The 17,392-nt window shown below is 43.0% G+C and carries 14 protein-coding genes; all 14 read left to right on the top strand.

Annotated elements, in window-relative coordinates; translation table 11 throughout:
* Positions 1 to 236 precede the first annotated feature (236 nt).
* The gene (locus G5B11_RS13205; RefSeq protein ID WP_033126083.1) at positions 237 to 896 is read left to right on the top strand and encodes a sigma-70 family RNA polymerase sigma factor; all 660 of its coding nucleotides are present in this window, start codon (positions 237 to 239) and stop codon (positions 894 to 896) included.
* 472 nt (positions 897 to 1,368) lie between these two features.
* A complete protein-coding gene (locus G5B11_RS13200) occupies positions 1,369 to 6,630 on the top strand; it encodes a SpaA isopeptide-forming pilin-related protein (RefSeq protein WP_173728587.1) in 5,262 nt (1,753 codons plus the stop codon).
* A gap of 68 nt (positions 6,631 to 6,698) precedes the next feature.
* Positions 6,699 to 6,842, top strand: a complete 144-nt coding sequence (locus G5B11_RS13195) for a hypothetical protein (protein ID WP_164492145.1) — start codon at positions 6,699 to 6,701, stop codon at positions 6,840 to 6,842.
* Positions 6,832 to 7,110 carry a hypothetical protein gene (locus G5B11_RS13190; protein ID WP_005423569.1) on the top strand — a complete coding sequence of 93 codons (279 nt, stop codon included), beginning with the start codon at positions 6,832 to 6,834 and terminating at the stop codon, positions 7,108 to 7,110. Before G5B11_RS13195 ends, G5B11_RS13190 begins: the two co-directional genes overlap by 11 nt.
* On the top strand, positions 7,111 to 7,674 hold the full coding sequence (locus G5B11_RS13185; RefSeq protein WP_117639997.1) for a PcfB family protein: 564 nt from the start codon (positions 7,111 to 7,113) through the stop codon (positions 7,672 to 7,674).
* On the top strand, positions 7,671 to 9,494 hold the full coding sequence (locus G5B11_RS13180) for a VirD4-like conjugal transfer protein, CD1115 family (RefSeq protein ID WP_173728585.1): 1,824 nt from the start codon (positions 7,671 to 7,673) through the stop codon (positions 9,492 to 9,494). The genes G5B11_RS13185 and G5B11_RS13180 overlap by 4 nt, the downstream gene beginning before the upstream one ends.
* Before the next feature lie 128 nt (positions 9,495 to 9,622).
* Positions 9,623 to 9,838 (top strand): Maff2 family mobile element protein, encoded by a 216-nt coding sequence (locus G5B11_RS13175; RefSeq protein WP_005334815.1) that lies wholly within the window; start codon positions 9,623 to 9,625, stop codon positions 9,836 to 9,838.
* 19 nt (positions 9,839 to 9,857) lie between these two features.
* Complete coding sequence (locus G5B11_RS13170) at positions 9,858 to 10,730, top strand: VirB6/TrbL-like conjugal transfer protein, CD1112 family (protein WP_015514791.1); 873 nt, start codon at positions 9,858 to 9,860, stop codon at positions 10,728 to 10,730.
* 22 nt (positions 10,731 to 10,752) lie between these two features.
* On the top strand, positions 10,753 to 11,142 hold the full coding sequence (locus tag G5B11_RS13165) for a PrgI family protein (RefSeq protein ID WP_005334813.1): 390 nt from the start codon (positions 10,753 to 10,755) through the stop codon (positions 11,140 to 11,142).
* On the top strand, positions 11,093 to 13,564 hold the full coding sequence (locus tag G5B11_RS13160) for a VirB4-like conjugal transfer ATPase, CD1110 family (RefSeq protein WP_191868109.1): 2,472 nt from the start codon (positions 11,093 to 11,095) through the stop codon (positions 13,562 to 13,564). The genes G5B11_RS13165 and G5B11_RS13160 overlap by 50 nt, the downstream gene beginning before the upstream one ends.
* Positions 13,548 to 14,006: a hypothetical protein gene (locus tag G5B11_RS13155; RefSeq protein ID WP_173728582.1), complete on the top strand. Its 459-nt coding sequence runs from the start codon at positions 13,548 to 13,550 to the stop codon at positions 14,004 to 14,006. The genes G5B11_RS13160 and G5B11_RS13155 overlap by 17 nt, the downstream gene beginning before the upstream one ends.
* Before the next feature lie 51 nt (positions 14,007 to 14,057).
* Positions 14,058 to 16,301 carry a C40 family peptidase gene (locus tag G5B11_RS13150; protein WP_173728581.1) on the top strand — a complete coding sequence of 748 codons (2,244 nt, stop codon included), beginning with the start codon at positions 14,058 to 14,060 and terminating at the stop codon, positions 16,299 to 16,301.
* Between the two features lie 26 nt (positions 16,302 to 16,327).
* On the top strand, positions 16,328 to 16,636 hold the full coding sequence (locus G5B11_RS13145; RefSeq protein WP_005334805.1) for a DUF4315 family protein: 309 nt from the start codon (positions 16,328 to 16,330) through the stop codon (positions 16,634 to 16,636).
* Entirely contained in the window at positions 16,611 to 17,345 is a 735-nt protein-coding gene (locus G5B11_RS13140; protein WP_173728579.1) for a CD1107 family mobile element protein, read from the top strand. Before G5B11_RS13145 ends, G5B11_RS13140 begins: the two co-directional genes overlap by 26 nt.
* The last annotated feature ends 47 nt before the right edge of the window (positions 17,346 to 17,392 follow it).

Genomic DNA, 17,392 nt, shown 5'->3' with positions numbered 1-17,392 from the left:
CATTGTCCTTACGATGCTATGGGCGATTATTCCATGTTTCGCAAAGAGCAAACAGAGAATGAATCAGAAGATGCACATAGCAACTGAATAAGCCAGTCAATCTGGCAAACTTAATCTAAACGCAGATACATGTGTTACAAAGGAGTCGCGGACTCCCGTTCAAAAAAAACGGGTGAGTTCGTGACCTCTTGTGCTGCAGTTCTTTATGTCTGTGCAGGAATTTTATAAAAGATGGAATGGACCACCCGGAGCCGAAAGGCAGAAAGGTGGTCTTTATGTTGACATTAAAAGAACTGAAAAAAATCGTGAAAGTTGCTGATGTGGAGAAGAGAATCCCAAGCGTGAAATCCTTGAAGGAACACAAAGTTGTAGTAAAGGAAATGATCAATGCAGATACAACAATCTCTGTTTATGATCACGGATATGTACTTTATACAGCAGGAAATCAATCAACCGTATTTCCACTTCATAGTTGTGATGACTATGAATATGTGAGTGTAACTGGCGATAACAAGGAATTCAATAAAGAGTTCTTTGATAATGAAAACTGGTATATCCGTCTGCTGATGGAGGCTGAAGACCGTATGGCATACAGCCAGAGCAAAATCAGCACCAATCATGGTGTGTTTTCTAACAGCGATGTTACAGATGATGCGGAGATTATGAGAGGATCTTCAAAAGATTTTGTTGACGATGTTATCGACAGAGAAATTCTGAACGCTTTGATCAAAGAGTTAACAGAGAGACAAAAGACGGTACTCAATCTGGTTTATTTTGAGGAAATGCGTCAGCAGGATGTTGCAGATTATCTGGGAATCAAACAGCAGAGTGTAAATGACCTCCTGAACAGGGCATTAAAAACGATGAAAAAAAAGGCGGAAAACGAAGAATTTTAAAAAATTTTAAAAAAATTGAATTAGACCACTGTAAAACAGGCTCTGAGCGTTTCGTTATATGAAGGGTTTGCATAGAACACCTTCATGTACCTTGAAAAATGAATAGCCTGCCCGGAGTGATATTTGGTTTGAACATGCATAGAGCGAAAAGCTGCGTGTCTGCCAGAAGAAAACGTATCAGAGATGGAAACTGATATAGGAACGGATCCGGGAAAGAAAACAGGAAAACGCTTAAATCTTAAATCAAAATAAAATGTCTGAATCTAAAAAGAGGATGACAGTAGAAATCATGTGGCGGTATTTGTGACAAACAGGTACCGCCATATATTTGTGCTGTTATCTCAGCTTGTGCTGACTGTCCCAAATAGCGCAAATTTCAGGAAAGGAGGCGATCATCTTCGTATAAAAGATAATATGCAGAAACTAACAGATAACCATACACAAAAGAATCAGAAAGGAAGGCTTTAAGAGAATGAACGTGAAAAAGAACGCACGCAGGGTGATGTCCGGTTTACTGACAGCAGTAACGGTTCTATCGACGGTACTCTCTCCCGCTGTTGCCTATGCTTCTGATGATGCCGGATCTGTAAAAAAGATTCCGTATTATGAGGAGATCAAGGATCAGTTGGATGAAGATGAAGTGGTAACTGCAAAGGATTATGAGATCAAGGTTGGAGACAATTTCGATGTAAAGAGTGATTATACCGGTCTTACGATCCAGGATGACAGCAAAGTAAAAGTTACATTTCAGGAAGCAAAAGATACGGACGGGAATGATTTTTCTACCGATTATGCCAATTCCTATAAGGCAGTCTATTATGTAGAACCACAGACAACGGATCACCCAACCTACCAGATCAATCGAAAGATCGTGGTAAAAGAAGCGGATCAGCAGAAAGATTCGCAGTCAGAAAGTTCTTCTGATCAGGATGCTGGTTCTTCCGATAAGACAGAAACAGAGGATTCTGAGGCTGACTCGTCTACAGAGGAAACTGGTGCTGCTGAAACGGAGAGCAAAACAGAACTGACAGAAAAAGAATTTGATGCAGAAATCGAAGCAACGGAGGATCAGGAGACCGTTGATCCGGAAACAGGGATCACACTCTCAGAGGTTATGCAGGAAGCTGTTGACCAGGAAGTTGCTCTTGCAGATCTTGAAGCAGGCGAAAGTATTACTTTTGATATGCCAATGATGCTTGCTTCCGGTGAAACAGGAACAAAATCAGTCACAGTTACAGCCGGCTCCTGGTACTATTACGCAGACTATGGATTAGGTTCTTATCTGACTTGTCCATATTATGTGAAATGGGGAAGTATCAATGCGACAGCATACTGTGTTGAACCATCGAAAAAAGGACCGGGAAATGGAACTTATACGATCCAGAAACTTGCCGATGGAAAGACACTTGCAAAGGTCTGCTATTACGGAACAAAAGCAAGTGATGAGAATGGTTTTTTCGATGAGAAACATCCGGATTTTCCGGCAGGAAAGAGATTCATCATTACGCATCTTGCAGCGGCTTATGCAAATGGTTCCAGTGACTGGGCATCCGGAACCAATGCGACAGGAAAGAACCTGGCAATGGAACTTTATAACTATTGTGTAAATATGCCGGACATTCCGTCTGTAGATATGAGCTTTTCCGAATCTAATGTAAAGGCTTATGTGGAAGGAAACAGCCAGCGAACAAGTGTGATCACATTCAAAGCAGATAAACTGCAGACGATTACATTTAAGTTGCCAAGTGGTGTAAAGCTTGTAAATGTGTCAACCGGTAAAACAAGTGCTGCAGGAGCAAGTGTAGAAATCAGTGGAGGTACACAGTTTTATCTGACAGCACCACTTGATCAGGCAGAGAGCGTCAGTGCTACATTTTCTTCTCAGATGAAGGGAAGCATTGATAAAGAATACTCTGCTTACAAGATTGTAACAGGATCCGGAACACAGGATCTGGCTCTTGTTTTCGGTGAAGGTGTCGGAAATGAGAAATATGTGGATTTTAAAGTAACCTGGACAAAAGAATGTAAGGTATCCATTGTAAAGAAAGACCAGGATACAGGCAATGCACTGGCTGGTGCAGTGTACGGGATCTATTCCGATGCTGCATGTACAAAGCTGATTGCAGAGATGCCTGCAACAGATCAGAATGGTGCTTCACAGCTCACAATGGAAAAGACACAGGAAGTTGTTTATCTGAAAGAAATCTCTGTTCCAACAGGATATCAGATTGATACAAAGTCTTATAATGTGACTCTTGCTATCGGAAAGACAACGACTAAAAATGTAACAGACAAACGTGTAAATGCAAAGATCAACATTGCAAAACAGGATGCTGAGACAGGAAATGCAGCACAGGGGGATGCAACGCTGGAAGGTGCAGTATATGGCCTTTATGCAAGGGAAGACATTGTTCATCCGGATGGAAGAACCGGAACGATCCATAAGAAAGACAGCCTGATCACATCCCTGACAACGGATAAAAATGGCGAAGCTTCTGTATCGGATCTCTATCTTGGAAAGTATTATCTGAAAGAGCTTAGTGCTCCGGTGGGATACGTACTGGATCCGACAGAACATGATGTGGACTGTACTTACGAAGGTGCTACTGTTCCGACAGTAGAAAGAACTTCTGTATGTAAAGAAACTGTCATCAAACAGCCATTTCAGATCATCAAGGCAGCAAACAACGGGAAGACCGATGCAGACCTTCTGCAGGGAGTTGGTTTTTCGGCATGGCTTGTCAGAGATCTGAAAGTAAAAGCAGATGGAAGTTATGATTTTGATTCAGCCAGACCAGTTGTACTGACTGCAGATGGCCAGACAGAAATGTTTACCGATGAAAAAGGATATGCAAGATCGATTCCGCTTCCATATGGAACTTATGTGGTAAGAGAGACCACAAGCAAACACAACTATGCACCGGTCGATGATTTTGTAGTGAAGATCACAGAGAATTATCCGGATACACCGCAGACATGGCGAGTGCTTCTGGATAAAGAATTCAAAGCAAAATTAAAGATCATCAAAAAGGATGCAGAAACACAGAAATCTGTACTCCTGGCAAATACTGAGTTCAAGGTATATGACCTGGATAACCAGAAATATGTGGAACAGACAACATCCTATCCGAAGCCAACGGTACACAAATCTTATTTCACAAATGAGGAAGGATACCTGGTACTGCCGAGAAATCTGAAACCTGGCAACTACCGGATTGAGGAAGTGACGGCACCCGATGGGTACACAATATCCAAAAACTATGTGACAGTCGCTGTTGATACAGATACTGCTTATCTGACCGATCCTGTCACAGGAGATGCAGTCATTGATGTGGATTATACCAACGCCCCGGTCAAAGGTCAGTTAAAGATCTATAAACAGGGTGAAGTGTTAAAAGGATTTGAGAAGGATTTCCAGTATGAAATGACTGGCCTTGCAGGTGCAGAATTTGAAGTCTATGCGGCAGAGGATATTTATACTGCCGATCATCAGGTAGATGCAGATGGACAGAGAACTTTGTATTTTGCAAAGGATGCACTGGTAGCAACCGTTACAACGGATGCAGATGGTTATGCAACTGTAAAGAATCTTCCACTTGGCAGATACTATGTCAAAGAGAAGAATGCACCGGACACTTATGTGTTAAATACTGTGCCGGAAAATGTCGAATTTACTTATGCGGATCAGGATACCGCAGTGATCGAGAAAGAAATCTCTGTCACAGATGAACGACAGAAAGTGTCGATTACGGTCGAAAAACAGGATGCTGAGACAGGTAATACAGTAGCCGGAGCAGTATTCGGTATTTACAATGCAAAAGACATTCAGACGAAAGATGGAAAAGTGATCGTCAAAGCAGATACTCTTTTACAGGAAATGACTTCTGATGAAAAAGGTCAGGCAGCATGTACACTGGATCTTCCACTTGGAAGCTATTATGTAAAAGAACTGAAAGCACCAGATGGATTCGTATCTTCAGATGAAGTACTGAGATTTGATGCTTCTTATCAGGGGCAGGATGTACAGACAGTAACATTAAAATCCGTAAAGAAGAACCAGCCGACAACTGTTGAGATCACAAAATCAGATGCAACAACCGGTGTAGAACTGGATGGAGCTTATCTGAAAGTAACGGATAAAGATGGAAATGTAGTAGATAGCTGGACATCTTCCAAAGATGCACCGCATGTGATCAAATATCTGAAAGTGGGTGAGACTTATACCCTACATGAAGAGTTTGCACCGCATGGTTATCTGGTAGCCAATGATGTGACATTCACAGTCAAAGATACCGGAGAGGTTCAGAAAATGGAAATGAAGGACGAGGTACCGGTTGGTGAACTGATCATCAACAAAAAAGGAGAATTCCTGGATTCTGTTACACTGGCCGATAAGGTCAAAGGTGTGGTGGAACACATTTTCAACTATGTAACCGGAAAGCTGACAGATGTTACGTTTGAAGTCTATGCTGAGGAAGACATTAAGGCTGCCGATGGCGTCAGTGACGATTACTATAAAAAGGATGAACTGATTGCAACGATCAAGACAGATGAAACCGGTATTGCAAAACTGGAAAATCTTCCACTTGGGAAATACTACGTGAAGGAAACAGGAACTGCTTACGGTCATGTGCTGGACGGTGAGATCCGTCATGTAGATCTGACTTACGTGGATCAGAATACACCGGTTGTAGTCTATGACAAAGACTGGCAGAACAACCGTCAGAGAGTAGAAGTCAGTGTACTTAAGAAAGAAAAAGATTCTGACCGTACACTGGAAGGCACTATCTTTGGATTATTTGCCAAGGAAGACATTAAGTCTGAGACAACAGGTAAAGTCCTGATTGAAGCCGATGAGATCATTGAACTGAAATCTACGGATGAAGAAGGAAAGATCACATTTGTTGCAGATCTTCCAATAGGAGCAACTTACTATGTAAAAGAGCTCTATGCACCAGACGGATTCGTAACCAACGATGAAGGAAAAGAATTTACGTTTGAGTATGCAGGTGAGGATCAGCCGACTGTAACCTATGATTTTACCTTTGAGAATCAGCCAACCATTGTAGAATTTACCAAATCCAGTCTGACAACCGGAAAAGAACTTCCAGGATGTAAGCTGAAAGTGGTAGATGCTGATGGAAATATCGTGGATGAATGGACTTCCGGTAAAGAAGCACATGTGATCCGTGAGCTGACTGTCGGAAAAGAATACACACTGGTTGAAACAAAACCTGCTGATGGTTACGTGACAGCTGAAAGCGTGAAGTTCACGATCAAAGATACTGCCGATGTGCAGAAAGTTGAGATGAAGGATGATGTAACGAAGGTGAAAATCTCCAAACAGGATATCGCCGGAAAAGAACTTCCGGGAGCGAAACTCACAATCCTTGATCAGGATGGAAAAGTTGTGGAAAGCTGGACCAGTACAGAGAAAGCACATTACATCGAAATGCTTCCGATCGGAAAATACACTCTCCGTGAAGAAACAGCACCGGATGGCTATCTGGTTGCAAAAGATGTGGAATTCGAAGTAAAGGATACCAGTGTAGTACAGCATGTAACCATGGTGGATGAGGAAAAACCGGCAGAAAAGACACCGGAAGGTGGAAAACCTGTCAGTGATTCACCAAAGACTGGGGATAACACCAATCTGTGGCTGTGGTTTATGCTTCTCGGCATTGGTGCGACTGGTACAGGAGCCCTTGCATTTATGAGAAAAAAGAAACACTAATTAAATAAGAATGAGCGTTCATGGAAACCGAAAGGAATCTGTGGACGCTTTTTTAGATGGGAGAAACCATGAGAAATATCATTATTTTTGTTGCTCTTCTGGGAGCAGCGGCAATATTTACAGTTTTGTATTGTCTCATTGCTGCCGGAAGTCAGGCAGAGAAAAAACTGACAGAAATCATGAGAAAAGAGGAAGAACAGAATGAAGACTAATAAAGATCTGATCATAGAACCAAATGCAGCTATTGAGGGAAGAAAGTACAGCGAAGAAAAGCCATGGTCCTGCAAGTACTGTTACTGGTGGGGAGGCAAAAAGAAAGGCTGTAGCTTGAAACAGTGCCACTATCTGCTTCCGGAAAAGAAAAAAGCAGTAAAAACAACACCATGTGGTGGCTGTCCGTATGGAAAACATGTTCCATGCATCGGATATTGTATTGCCCGTCTTTATTCTGAGATGAAAGGAAAGAAAGGACGTGGGTAATTGCAGGAAGAAGTAAATCAGAAAGTGATCAGCCTGAGCATCCAGGGAGTCAAGATCACTGCCAGTGTGCTAAAAGCAGCCCTTCGGAAGTTCCTGGAAATGGACAACCGTAGGAAACAGAAAGCAACGCAGGTGAAAATGGCTGAAAAGACCGGACGAGCTCAGGAGAAAGGAAGGGAAAAAGCCCGAAAAAAGATTGAAAAGAAAAAGCCACATGGAAAGCAGACCATCAAGCAGCTGAATGCACAGGGAGTACAGCTTTCCAACTTAAAGATCACAGATGAAAATATCAAATCTTTTGACCGTGTGGCAAGAAAATACGGCATTGATTACAGCCTGAAAAAAGAGGTTGGTGCGGATCCACCGAAATTTCTGGTCTTCTTTAAGGCCAAAGATGTGGATGTGATGACAGCGGCTTTCCGGGAATATGCCGGAGTAGAACTGAAAAAGAAACAGTCGAAGAAACCATCCGTCAGAAAGAAACTGCAGAAATCTGTAGAAAGAAAAGCAAAGCACCGCCAGCGTGTGAAGCAGAGGCAAAAATCCAGAGGTCAGGAACGATGATCCGGGAAAAATTACAGAAGATCCAGGTCAAACGGCTGGTGATCTTAAATCTCCCATATTTCTTTATTTTCTATGTAGCAGATAAAGGATCCTGGCTGTACCGGCATTGCCTGGGAGAAAGCATGGTCCAGAGACTTGGCGTGATGTTAGTCAATTTCCGACTGGCATTTTTAAGCTGGCTGCCAAGTGTCGCTTTGCAGGACCTTGCAGTAGGTGTTCTGGTTGCAGGTGCATTAAAACTGGTGGTCTACTATCGTTCAAAAAATGCAAAGAAGTTCCGACAAGGTGTGGAGTATGGATCTGCAAGATGGGGAAACAGAAAAGACATCGAACCCTTTATGGATCCGGTCTTTGAAAACAATGTCATCCTCACAGAAACGGAACGTCTGACCATGAACAGCCGACCAAAAGCTCCGAAGTATGCCAGAAATAAGAATGTGATCGTCATCGGTGGTTCCGGATCCGGAAAGACAAGATTCTATGTGAAGCCCAACCTTATGCAGATGACGGACCACGTATCCTATGTGGTCACTGATCCGAAGGGTACGATCATCGTCGAATGCGGGAAGATGTTGGTAAATGGAGGATACCGGATCAAGGTATTAAATACGATCAACTTTAAAAAGTCCATGCATTACAATCCGTTCCATTATATCCGGAGTGAAAAAGACATCTTGAAGCTGGTCAATACCATTATCGCAAATACCAAGGGTGAAGGCGAAAAATCAACGGAAGATTTCTGGGTGAAGGCCGAACGTCTTTTGTATTCTGCGCTGATCGGATACATCTGGTATGAGGCACCGGAGGAAGAACAGAACTTTTCTACTTTGCTGGAATTTATCAATGCCAGTGAGACCAGGGAGGATGATGAAGAATTTAAAAATGCAGTAGATGAATTGTTTGAAGAACTGGAAGCAGAAAATCCGGAACACTTTGCAGTAAGGCAATATCGCAAGTACAAGCTTGCTGCCGGCAAAACTGCAAAATCGATTTTGATTTCCTGTGGTGCCAGACTTGCACCATTTGATATTCAGGAGCTTCGAGAAATCATGTCGTATGACGAAATGGAACTGGATATGATCGGTGATCAGAGAACAGCCATGTTTGTCATCATCAGCGACACAGATGACACATTTAACTTTGTGGTAGCGATCATGTACACCCAGCTTTTTAACCTGCTTTGTGATAAGGCGGATGATGAGCATGGCGGCAGGCTTCCTTATCATGTACGGCTACTTCTTGATGAGTTCAGTAATATCGGACAGATTCCAAAATTCGACAAATTGATTGCTACGATCCGAAGCAGGGAAATCTCAGCTTCTATCATCTTGCAGTCACAATCTCAGCTGAAAACTATCTATAAGGATGCTGCTGAGACGATCACAGGCAACTGTGACACCGTTCTTTTCCTGGGCGGAAAGGAAAGTTCCACACTGAAAGAAATATCAGAAACCCTGGGAAAGGAAACCATTGATCTTTACAACACATCAGATACCAGAGGCAGCAACCGATCCTATGGGCTGAACTATCAAAAGACTGGAAAAGAACTGATGAGTAGAGATGAGCTGGCGGTTATGGACGGAGAAAAATGTATCTTACAGCTTCGAGGAGTCCGGCCGTTTTTAAGCAACAAATATGACATCACAAAGCACAAACGGTACAAGGAACTTGCCGATTTCAATAAGAATAATGCGTTTGATGTCGAAAAATATCTGGCACACCGACTGGTGCTGTCGGAAGATACAGAATTTGAAATGTATGAAGTAACTGTGACACAAGAAGACGTATCAGTGATTGAAGCTGAGGAAGGTGAGGACTGATATGAAAGAAAGAATTCGAGCACCCTGCTACTACTGATAAGGGTACAAAAAGGTCTGAATAAAAGGGAAAGGAGTAGAGCCAAACGCTTACAGACCATAAGAAAAAGCGTTTGTTCATACATTTGATTATGGCTTTTTTTAGCAGTGCAATCAATATCCTTCAGACACTGGTCGTTGCAATCGGTGCCGGTCTTGGTGTCTGGGGCGTAATCAACCTGATGGAAGGTTATGGAAACGACAACCCGGGTGCAAAATCCCAGGGAATTAAGCAGCTGATGAGCGGTGGTGGTGTTATCCTGATCGGAACACAGCTAATCCCGCTTCTGAGTGGATTATTTGGTTAAGAGAAAGGAGTAGAGATCCATGTTCAGTCAGATTTTTGATGCGATTGAGGAATGGATGAGGGAACTCTTAACCGGGATGATCACTTCCAACCTGGACACGATGTTTACTGATGTCAATCAAAAGACTGGTGAGATCGCCACCCAGGTTGGACAGACCCCGCAAGGGTGGAACGGCAGCATATTCAGTATGATCCGGAACTTATCGGATTCCGTGATCATGCCGATCGCAGGTATTATTATCACACTCGTACTCTGCTACGAATTGATTTCTATGCTGACCGAGCGCAACAACATGCATGATATTGATACCTGGATGTTTTTCAAGTACTTCGTAAAAATGTGGATCGCTGTATATCTGGTGAGTAACACATTTACGATCACAATGGCGGTATTCGATGTGGGCCAGCACGTAGTTAATTCTGCGGCCGGTGTTATCACAGGAAGTACCGCCATTGATATTTCTTCGGCATTGACGGATCTTTCCGCAACACTGGAAAGTATGGAAATCGGAGAACTTGTTGTATTGGCGCTGGAAACCCTTATCGCCGGCTTCTGTATGAGAATCCTGTCTGTATTGATCACAGTGATCATGTATGGACGTATGATAGAGATTTACCTATATACCTCAGTTGCGCCGATTCCATTCGCAACTATGAGTAACAGAGAATGGGGACAGATCGGCACGAATTATTTCAGAGGACTCTTTGCCCTGGCTTTCCAGGCATTTCTGATGATGGTATGCGTTGCAATCTATGCAGTGCTTGTTGCAGGTATCCAGTATTCAGATAATCTGAGTTCTTCATTATTTGGCGTTATGGCTTACACAGTGATCTTATGTTACAGCCTCTTTAAGACGGCATCCTTAAGTAAGTCGATATTTAACGCGCACTAATTTACAGGAAGGAGTGAAAATCATGGCATATGTCAGCGTACCGAAAGACTTAACGAAGGTAAAAAATAAAGTAGCATTTAACCTGACCAAAAGACAGCTGATCTGTATTGGGATTGGTGCTGCAATGGGAATTCCAAGCTATTTCCTCTTGCGAAATGTGATGGGAAACAGTAATGCGGCAACGGTCATGGTGCTTTTGATGTTACCGGCATTTTTATTTGCCATGTACGAAAAAGACGGGATGCACCTGGAAGATGTTCTGATGCATATGATCCGGGTGAAGTTTCTTCGTCCACCCGTCAGAAAATATGAAACTGAAAACTATTATGAAACAGATCCGGAACAGATCAGACAGTCTCCGGATGCAGGAAAACCGAAAGGAGGAAAAACGGTTGCGAAAAAAGAAAAATAAGAAAACTGTCGCAGATACCGGGTACAAAAAAGTAGACAGAAAAGAGAAAAAGAAAAAAGAAAAGCAGGAAGAAAAACGCAGGCAGAAAAAACTGTCCGTCCAGCAGTCAATCGCTTATAAGGAAATGGGAAAAGATGGGATCTGTAGGGTACAGGGAAAAACGTATTCTAAGTGTATTCGCTTCTATGATATCAACTACCAGCTGGCTCAGAACGAGGACAAAAATGCGATCTTTGAAAACTGGTGCGATTTCCTCAATTACTTTGATGCCAGTATCCATTTTCAGCTGAGTTTTATCAATCATAAAAGCAGCATGAAAGAATTTGAACAGGTCATCCGGATCCGTCCTCAGGATGATGCTTTTGACGATGTTCGTATGGAATATGCCAAGATGTTGAAACAGCAGCTGGCAAAAGGAAACAACGGCCTGGTGAAGTCAAAATATATCACCTTTTCCATCGAAGCGGATAATATCCGGGAAGCAAAGCCAAAGCTGGAACGTATTGAATCAGATATCCTGAACAACTTCAAGATCCTTGGAGTTCCGGCATATCCGCTGAATGGCGTGGAACGTCTGCAGATACTGTATGAGACTTTCAATCCGGATATCATGACAGACTTCCAGTTTGATTATGGTTCCATGATCCGGACAGGACTCAATACAAAGGATTATGTGGCACCGACCAGTTTTGTATTCCGAGACAGAAATACGTTCCAGATGGGAAATACTATCGGGGCTGTCTCTTATCTGCAGATCCTGGCACCGGAGCTTACGGATAAGATGCTGGCAGAATTTCTGGATATCGATAAGAACCTGATCGTCAACCTGCATGTCCAGTCTGTGGATCAGATGAAGGCAATCAAGCTGGTAAAAAGCAAAGTGACGGATATCAACCGTATGAAAATCGAAGAACAGAAAAAAGCAGTCCGGGCTGGATACGATATGGATATCATTCCATCGGATCTGAACACGTATGGCGGAGAAGCTAAGCGTCTGTTAGAAGATCTGCAGTCACGAAATGAGCGTATGTTCCTTGTAACAGCGCTCTTTTTAAATACTGCAAAGACAAAACAGGCACTGGATAATGCCATCTTCCAGACGGCCGGTATTGCACAGAAATATAACTGTGTGCTGAAACGTCTGGATTATCAGCAGGAAGAAGGATTGATGAGCAGTGTTCCGTTGGGAGTAAATCATATCCCAATCAAGCGGGCTCTTACGACTACCAGTACAGCAATCTTTGTTCCGTTTACGACACAGGAACTTTTTATGGCAGGAGAATCCTTATATTACGGATTGAATGCACTCAGTAACAACATGATCATGGTGGATCGTAAAAAGCTGAAAAACCCGAATGGATTGATCCTTGGTACGCCTGGATCCGGTAAATCCTTTGCAGCAAAAAGAGAGATCACCAATGCTTTCTTTGTCACGAAGGATGACATTATCATCGGAGATCCGGAGGGTGAGTATTATCCACTGGTCCATGCACTTGGCGGACAGGTCGTACACATTTCACCGACCAGTAAGGATTATATCAATCCGATGGATATCAATATGGATTATTCCGATGATGACAATCCACTTGGAGTGAAATCCGATTTTGTCCTGTCTTTATGCGAGCTGATCATGGGAAGCAGGGATGGAATTGAAGCAGAGGAAAAATCAGTGATCGACCGCTGTCTTCCACTGGTGTATCAGAAGTACTTTGCAGATCCAAAACCGGAAAATATGCCGGTTCTCGGTGACCTGTATGACTGTCTTAGAAAGCAGAAAGAACCGCAGGCCCAGAGAATTGCAACAGCGTTGGAAATCTATGTAAATGGATCACTGAAAGTATTTAACCATAGAACCAATGTGGAATTGAATAACCGTATTGTCTGCTTTGATATCAAAGAACTTGGAAAGCAGCTGAAGAAAATCGGAATGCTCATCGTCCAGGACCAGGTATGGAACAGAGTTACGATCAACCGTGGCATCAAATCTACCAGGTACTATATCGATGAGTTTCATCTTCTGCTCAAAGAGGAACAGACTGCAGCTTATAGTGTGGAGATCTGGAAGCGATTCCGTAAATGGGGTGGTATTCCAAGTGGTATCACCCAGAATATCAAAGATCTTCTTGCCAGCAGGGAAATTGAAAATATCTTTGAGAACAGTGATTTTATCCTGATGCTGAACCAGGCTGCAGGTGACAGACAGATCCTTGCAAAACAGCTGAATATTTCCCCATATCAGTTGTCTTATGTGACGAATTCCGGGGAAGGAGAAGGACTTCTTTTCTATGGAACAACAATTATTCCATTTAAGGACAAGTTCGATAAGAACTTGAAGCTGTACAGTTTGATGACTACAAAACCGGAAGAAGTTGAAAAACGAGAGAAAGAAATGGAGGCGGAAAAGCATGAAGGAAATCGATAAGATCCGAATCAGGCAGTGGAACCAGGATAATCCTTACATTCAGATGAAAAATCTGGAAAATGTACAGCCTGGATACTGTGTTCATACAGTCAATGATGATCATCATCTGTATGAACTTTCGCTGGAAACACAGAACATTATCCTTGACTGGGTATTCTGGAATTTTTATCCGGCACAGAAAATCTATCCGCATCTTACCAGTGATGATCTGAAAGAAGTTCTGTATAAACGTACCCAGATCCATCTGCACAACAATCAGTTCAAGGAGGCTATGCTGATCAATGGTTTCTGGCCGAGAGATCCGAGTGAATTGAACTGGGTATTTCATATCCAGGCAAGCTCTCCGGCAATCAGGACACAGGCAGATGGGTATCCTGGTATCCCGATTATTGGACGCCAGGAACTAAATGAGTACAGAAAGAAAAGTTGTGCCAGGAGGTGATGACCTATAGCCGGAAAAGAATTTAAAGGCAAAGATAAAAAGGTCGCAAAGATGACCAGAGATGGTCTGACAGAAGAAAATCTCCGTGATGGTAGTGTAAAAGACATCAGTCACAGGAGCCGAGGACGACCGGAAAATAAAGAAGAATTTGTTCCTGAACGGGAACGGAAAAAGGCTGAGAATGAAGATTCAAAATCGGGAAAAGGTAAACGACTGCAGATGGAAAAGATCCGGAAATCTTCTGTCCGGCAGGAAGCTGTTGAGAATACAGTTGAAGTTACACCGGAAGAAAAAGTATCCGGATATCGAAAGAAACTGCATCGCCATGAAAAAATCCCGGATGATGACAACACTCTGAACAGCCAAAAGAAATCCATTCGGAAGAAACAGCTGCAAAAACAGATGACCAAAGAACAGGCAAAAGCCGGAAGATTATCCTTTGATGATGAAGGAAATCAGATGGTGAAAGGTGCTGGCATGAAACCGGGAGGGACAGCCGGGAAATACATTGCCACACAAGCTGTTATATCTGGTATGAAAGCAGTCTCTTCCGAAGAGGAAGAAGCAAATGAAAATGCAGGTGTGGAAAGTGCCAGACTTGCAGAGCGTGAAACAGAAGCTGCGTTACGTGGTCTGCGTCATGCTCAGATCCGAAGCAAACGAACGAACGTGAAAACCCATCGCAGAGGTTATCGTGAGGCTACCGTAGAAAAGAAACTGAAATTTGGTTCTGCAGAAAGTATGGAAGGAGTCAAACATGCAGAAACGGTAAAGAACGCTGAGCAAAAGAGACATTTCTATAACCGCTTCTTTCAGAAAAAACGATATAAGGATGCATACCGGGCAGCCAGAGCCGGAAAATCCGCTGGCAGTCTGGGTGGGGCAACAACCATTGCCGGTGTCGAGAACATGACGGTAAAAGCAAAGATCGCCTTGAAAGAGATCATAAAGCGTAATCGTGCCATGTTCGCAGGCATCGGTATTTTTGCGCTTCTTTTTCTAGTCATTTCAGTATCTCTGGGAAGCTGCAGTGCTTCTATCGAGGGAGCTGGATCTGTGATCGGTATTACAACGTATCCAAGTTCGGACGAGGATATTTATGCTGCCGAAAACAGATATGCTGCTTTGGAAAGTGCTTTGAATCAGCAGATCAATGAGATGGAACGCAGACATCCAAATTATGACGAGTATCAGTACAACATTGCTGAGATTGGTCATAATCCATACCATCTTATCTCGTATCTTACCGCAAAATACGGGGACTGGACGTACTCAGATGTTGAAAACGAGCTGCAATCTCTTTTTGAAGCACAATATCATCTGAATACAGAAGGTCGAACAGAAACGGTGACAGAAACCAGAAATGTTCGAGTCGGAGAATCATTAGGACAGGTAGTGACCAGCGGATATTGTAACTGTCGAATCTGTTGTGGTGTATGGTCCGGAGGTCCAACTGCCAGTGGGGCATATCCAACTGCAAACCATACCATTGCTGTAGATGCTTCCAATCCATTTGTGCCGATTGGCACTAAGGTAGTAATGAATGGTGTGGAATACACAGTTGAGGATACCGGAGCCTTTGCACGATATGGTGTGCAGTTTGACGTTTACTATGATAACCATGCTGCCGCTTCTGCTCATGGACATCAGACCTGGGAAGCCTATATCGCAGATGACAATGGCAGTCAGGAAGTAACGGTTACCAGTACAAGCACTAAGAAGATTCTATATGTGACACTGACAAATGGAAGCTTTGACGCTGTGGCAAGAGCCAATCTGAATGCGGAGCAGCTGATCATCTATAATGCATTAAATACGACCTATGGAAACAGAAATTATCTGTGGGATGTAAACAATGTGACCAGTGGATCAGGCGGTAATGGAATGAGTTATGAGATTCCACCGGAAGCACTGCAGGATGAAGAATTTGCCCGGATGATTCGGGAAGCAGAAAAATATCTGGGAGTACCTTATGTATGGGGTGGCTACTCTCCGTCCGGATTTGATTGCTCAGGTTTCGTATCCTATGTCATTAACCACTGTGGTAATGGCTGGAACTATGGACGATTGACCGCGGATGGATTAAGAGGCGTATGTACTTATGTATCACCGGGAGAAGCAAAACCAGGAGATTTGATCTTCTTCCAGGGAACATATAACACATCCGGTGCAAGCCATGTGGGTATCTATGTCGGCAACAATATGATGATCCATTGCGGGGATCCGATCCATTACTCAAATATCAGCACATCCTACTGGCAGCAACATTTCATGTGCTTTGGAAGACTGCCATAAAGGGGTGAACGAAGGGAAGTGAAAGTTTGAATAAAAAGATTAAAAAATATCTGGATGAGATTGCCAAGACAGAGAAAAAGATCGCGGATCTGCAGCAATATCTTAGGGGTGTCCAGGCTGCATTAAAGCAGGAAGAGGACAATGAGATGATCAGGTGCATCCGTGGTATGAAGATGGATAATGATCAGTTATATGATCTTTTGGATGGTATCCAGAGTGGAAAAGTTAAATTTCAGGTAAGCAGGGAGTCTGACGATGAAGGTTCAGGCTCCTTTGTATTCACAGAAGAAAATAAGGAGGAATATCAGAATGGTGAAATGGAAGAAAATGAATAAGAAAATGGCAGGACTGCTGTTGGGCGTCATGATGCTTTTTACTGCATCCACCACAGCATTTGCCTATGTGGATGAATCAGCGGAGGCATCTAAAGTAGAGGCAACTCAGACAGAACAGTCAACAGACAAAGAAGAGAAAAAGGATGAGGCGGCAAGTACAAATGAGGTGTTACCGGAAGATAGAACAGACAAGGGAACTGCATTTACGACACCTGGCAATGGTGAAGTCAAGGATGACATTACCGATGATTCCACAAAGGAATTTCTTACGGTTACAACGAAGAATAACAATACTTTCTATATCGTGATCGACCGCAGTGCCACATCACAGAATGTCTATATGTTATCCCAGATTGACGAGAATGATCTGTCTGAATTTCTGGATAAAGACAGCACTGCTACTGTCGTAACACCACAGCCGGATACATCAAAGGTAGTGCTGGATGAAACAAATAATGAGGATGTAGACAAGGAAGCTACTGTTGATCCGGAGAAAACAGCATCTACAAAAACCAATATGGGTGCAATGGCAACAATCCTGATCCTGGCCCTTGGCGGTGTGGCAGCATACTACTATTTCAAGATCTATAAGCCAAAAAAAGAGGAAGATGAGGATGATCAGCCGGAAGGTTTGGAAACAGGTGGACTGGAAGAAATTCCGGATGAGGAAGAGTCTGAAGACGAAGATTTTGAAGAAAACGAAAAATAAATAAACTTTTTTAGCGGAGGGGGCTGTAAAACATGCTCTCTCCGTTT

Origin of the sequence: Blautia glucerasea (genome assembly GCF_013304385.1) — a bacterium.
GTDB classification, from domain to species: Bacteria; Bacillota; Clostridia; order Lachnospirales; family Lachnospiraceae; genus Blautia_A; species Blautia_A ammoniilytica.
This window is presented reverse-complemented; position numbering and strand designations above follow the sequence as displayed.

Bases quoted from the DNA above. Each gene is read 5' to 3' on its own strand.
- G5B11_RS13160 (WP_191868109.1), top strand. From the start codon at position 11,093: ATGCAGGAAAACCGAAAGGAGGAAAAACGGTTGCGAAAAAAGAAAAAT.
- G5B11_RS13175 (WP_005334815.1), top strand. From the start codon at position 9,623: ATGGCTTTTTTTAGCAGTGCAATCAATATCCTTCAGACACTGGTCGTT.
- G5B11_RS13165 (WP_005334813.1), top strand. From the start codon at position 10,753: ATGGCATATGTCAGCGTACCGAAAGACTTAACGAAGGTAAAAAATAAA.
- G5B11_RS13155 (WP_173728582.1), top strand. From the start codon at position 13,548: ATGAAGGAAATCGATAAGATCCGAATCAGGCAGTGGAACCAGGATAAT.
- G5B11_RS13140 (WP_173728579.1), top strand. From the start codon at position 16,611: ATGGTGAAATGGAAGAAAATGAATAAGAAAATGGCAGGACTGCTGTTG.
- G5B11_RS13200 (WP_173728587.1), top strand. From the start codon at position 1,369: ATGAACGTGAAAAAGAACGCACGCAGGGTGATGTCCGGTTTACTGACA.
- G5B11_RS13205 (WP_033126083.1), top strand. From the start codon at position 237: ATGGACCACCCGGAGCCGAAAGGCAGAAAGGTGGTCTTTATGTTGACA.
- G5B11_RS13170 (WP_015514791.1), top strand. From the start codon at position 9,858: ATGTTCAGTCAGATTTTTGATGCGATTGAGGAATGGATGAGGGAACTC.
- G5B11_RS13195 (WP_164492145.1), top strand. From the start codon at position 6,699: ATGAGAAATATCATTATTTTTGTTGCTCTTCTGGGAGCAGCGGCAATA.
- G5B11_RS13180 (WP_173728585.1), top strand. From the start codon at position 7,671: ATGATCCGGGAAAAATTACAGAAGATCCAGGTCAAACGGCTGGTGATC.
- G5B11_RS13190 (WP_005423569.1), top strand. From the start codon at position 6,832: ATGAAGACTAATAAAGATCTGATCATAGAACCAAATGCAGCTATTGAG.
- G5B11_RS13150 (WP_173728581.1), top strand. From the start codon at position 14,058: ATGACCAGAGATGGTCTGACAGAAGAAAATCTCCGTGATGGTAGTGTA.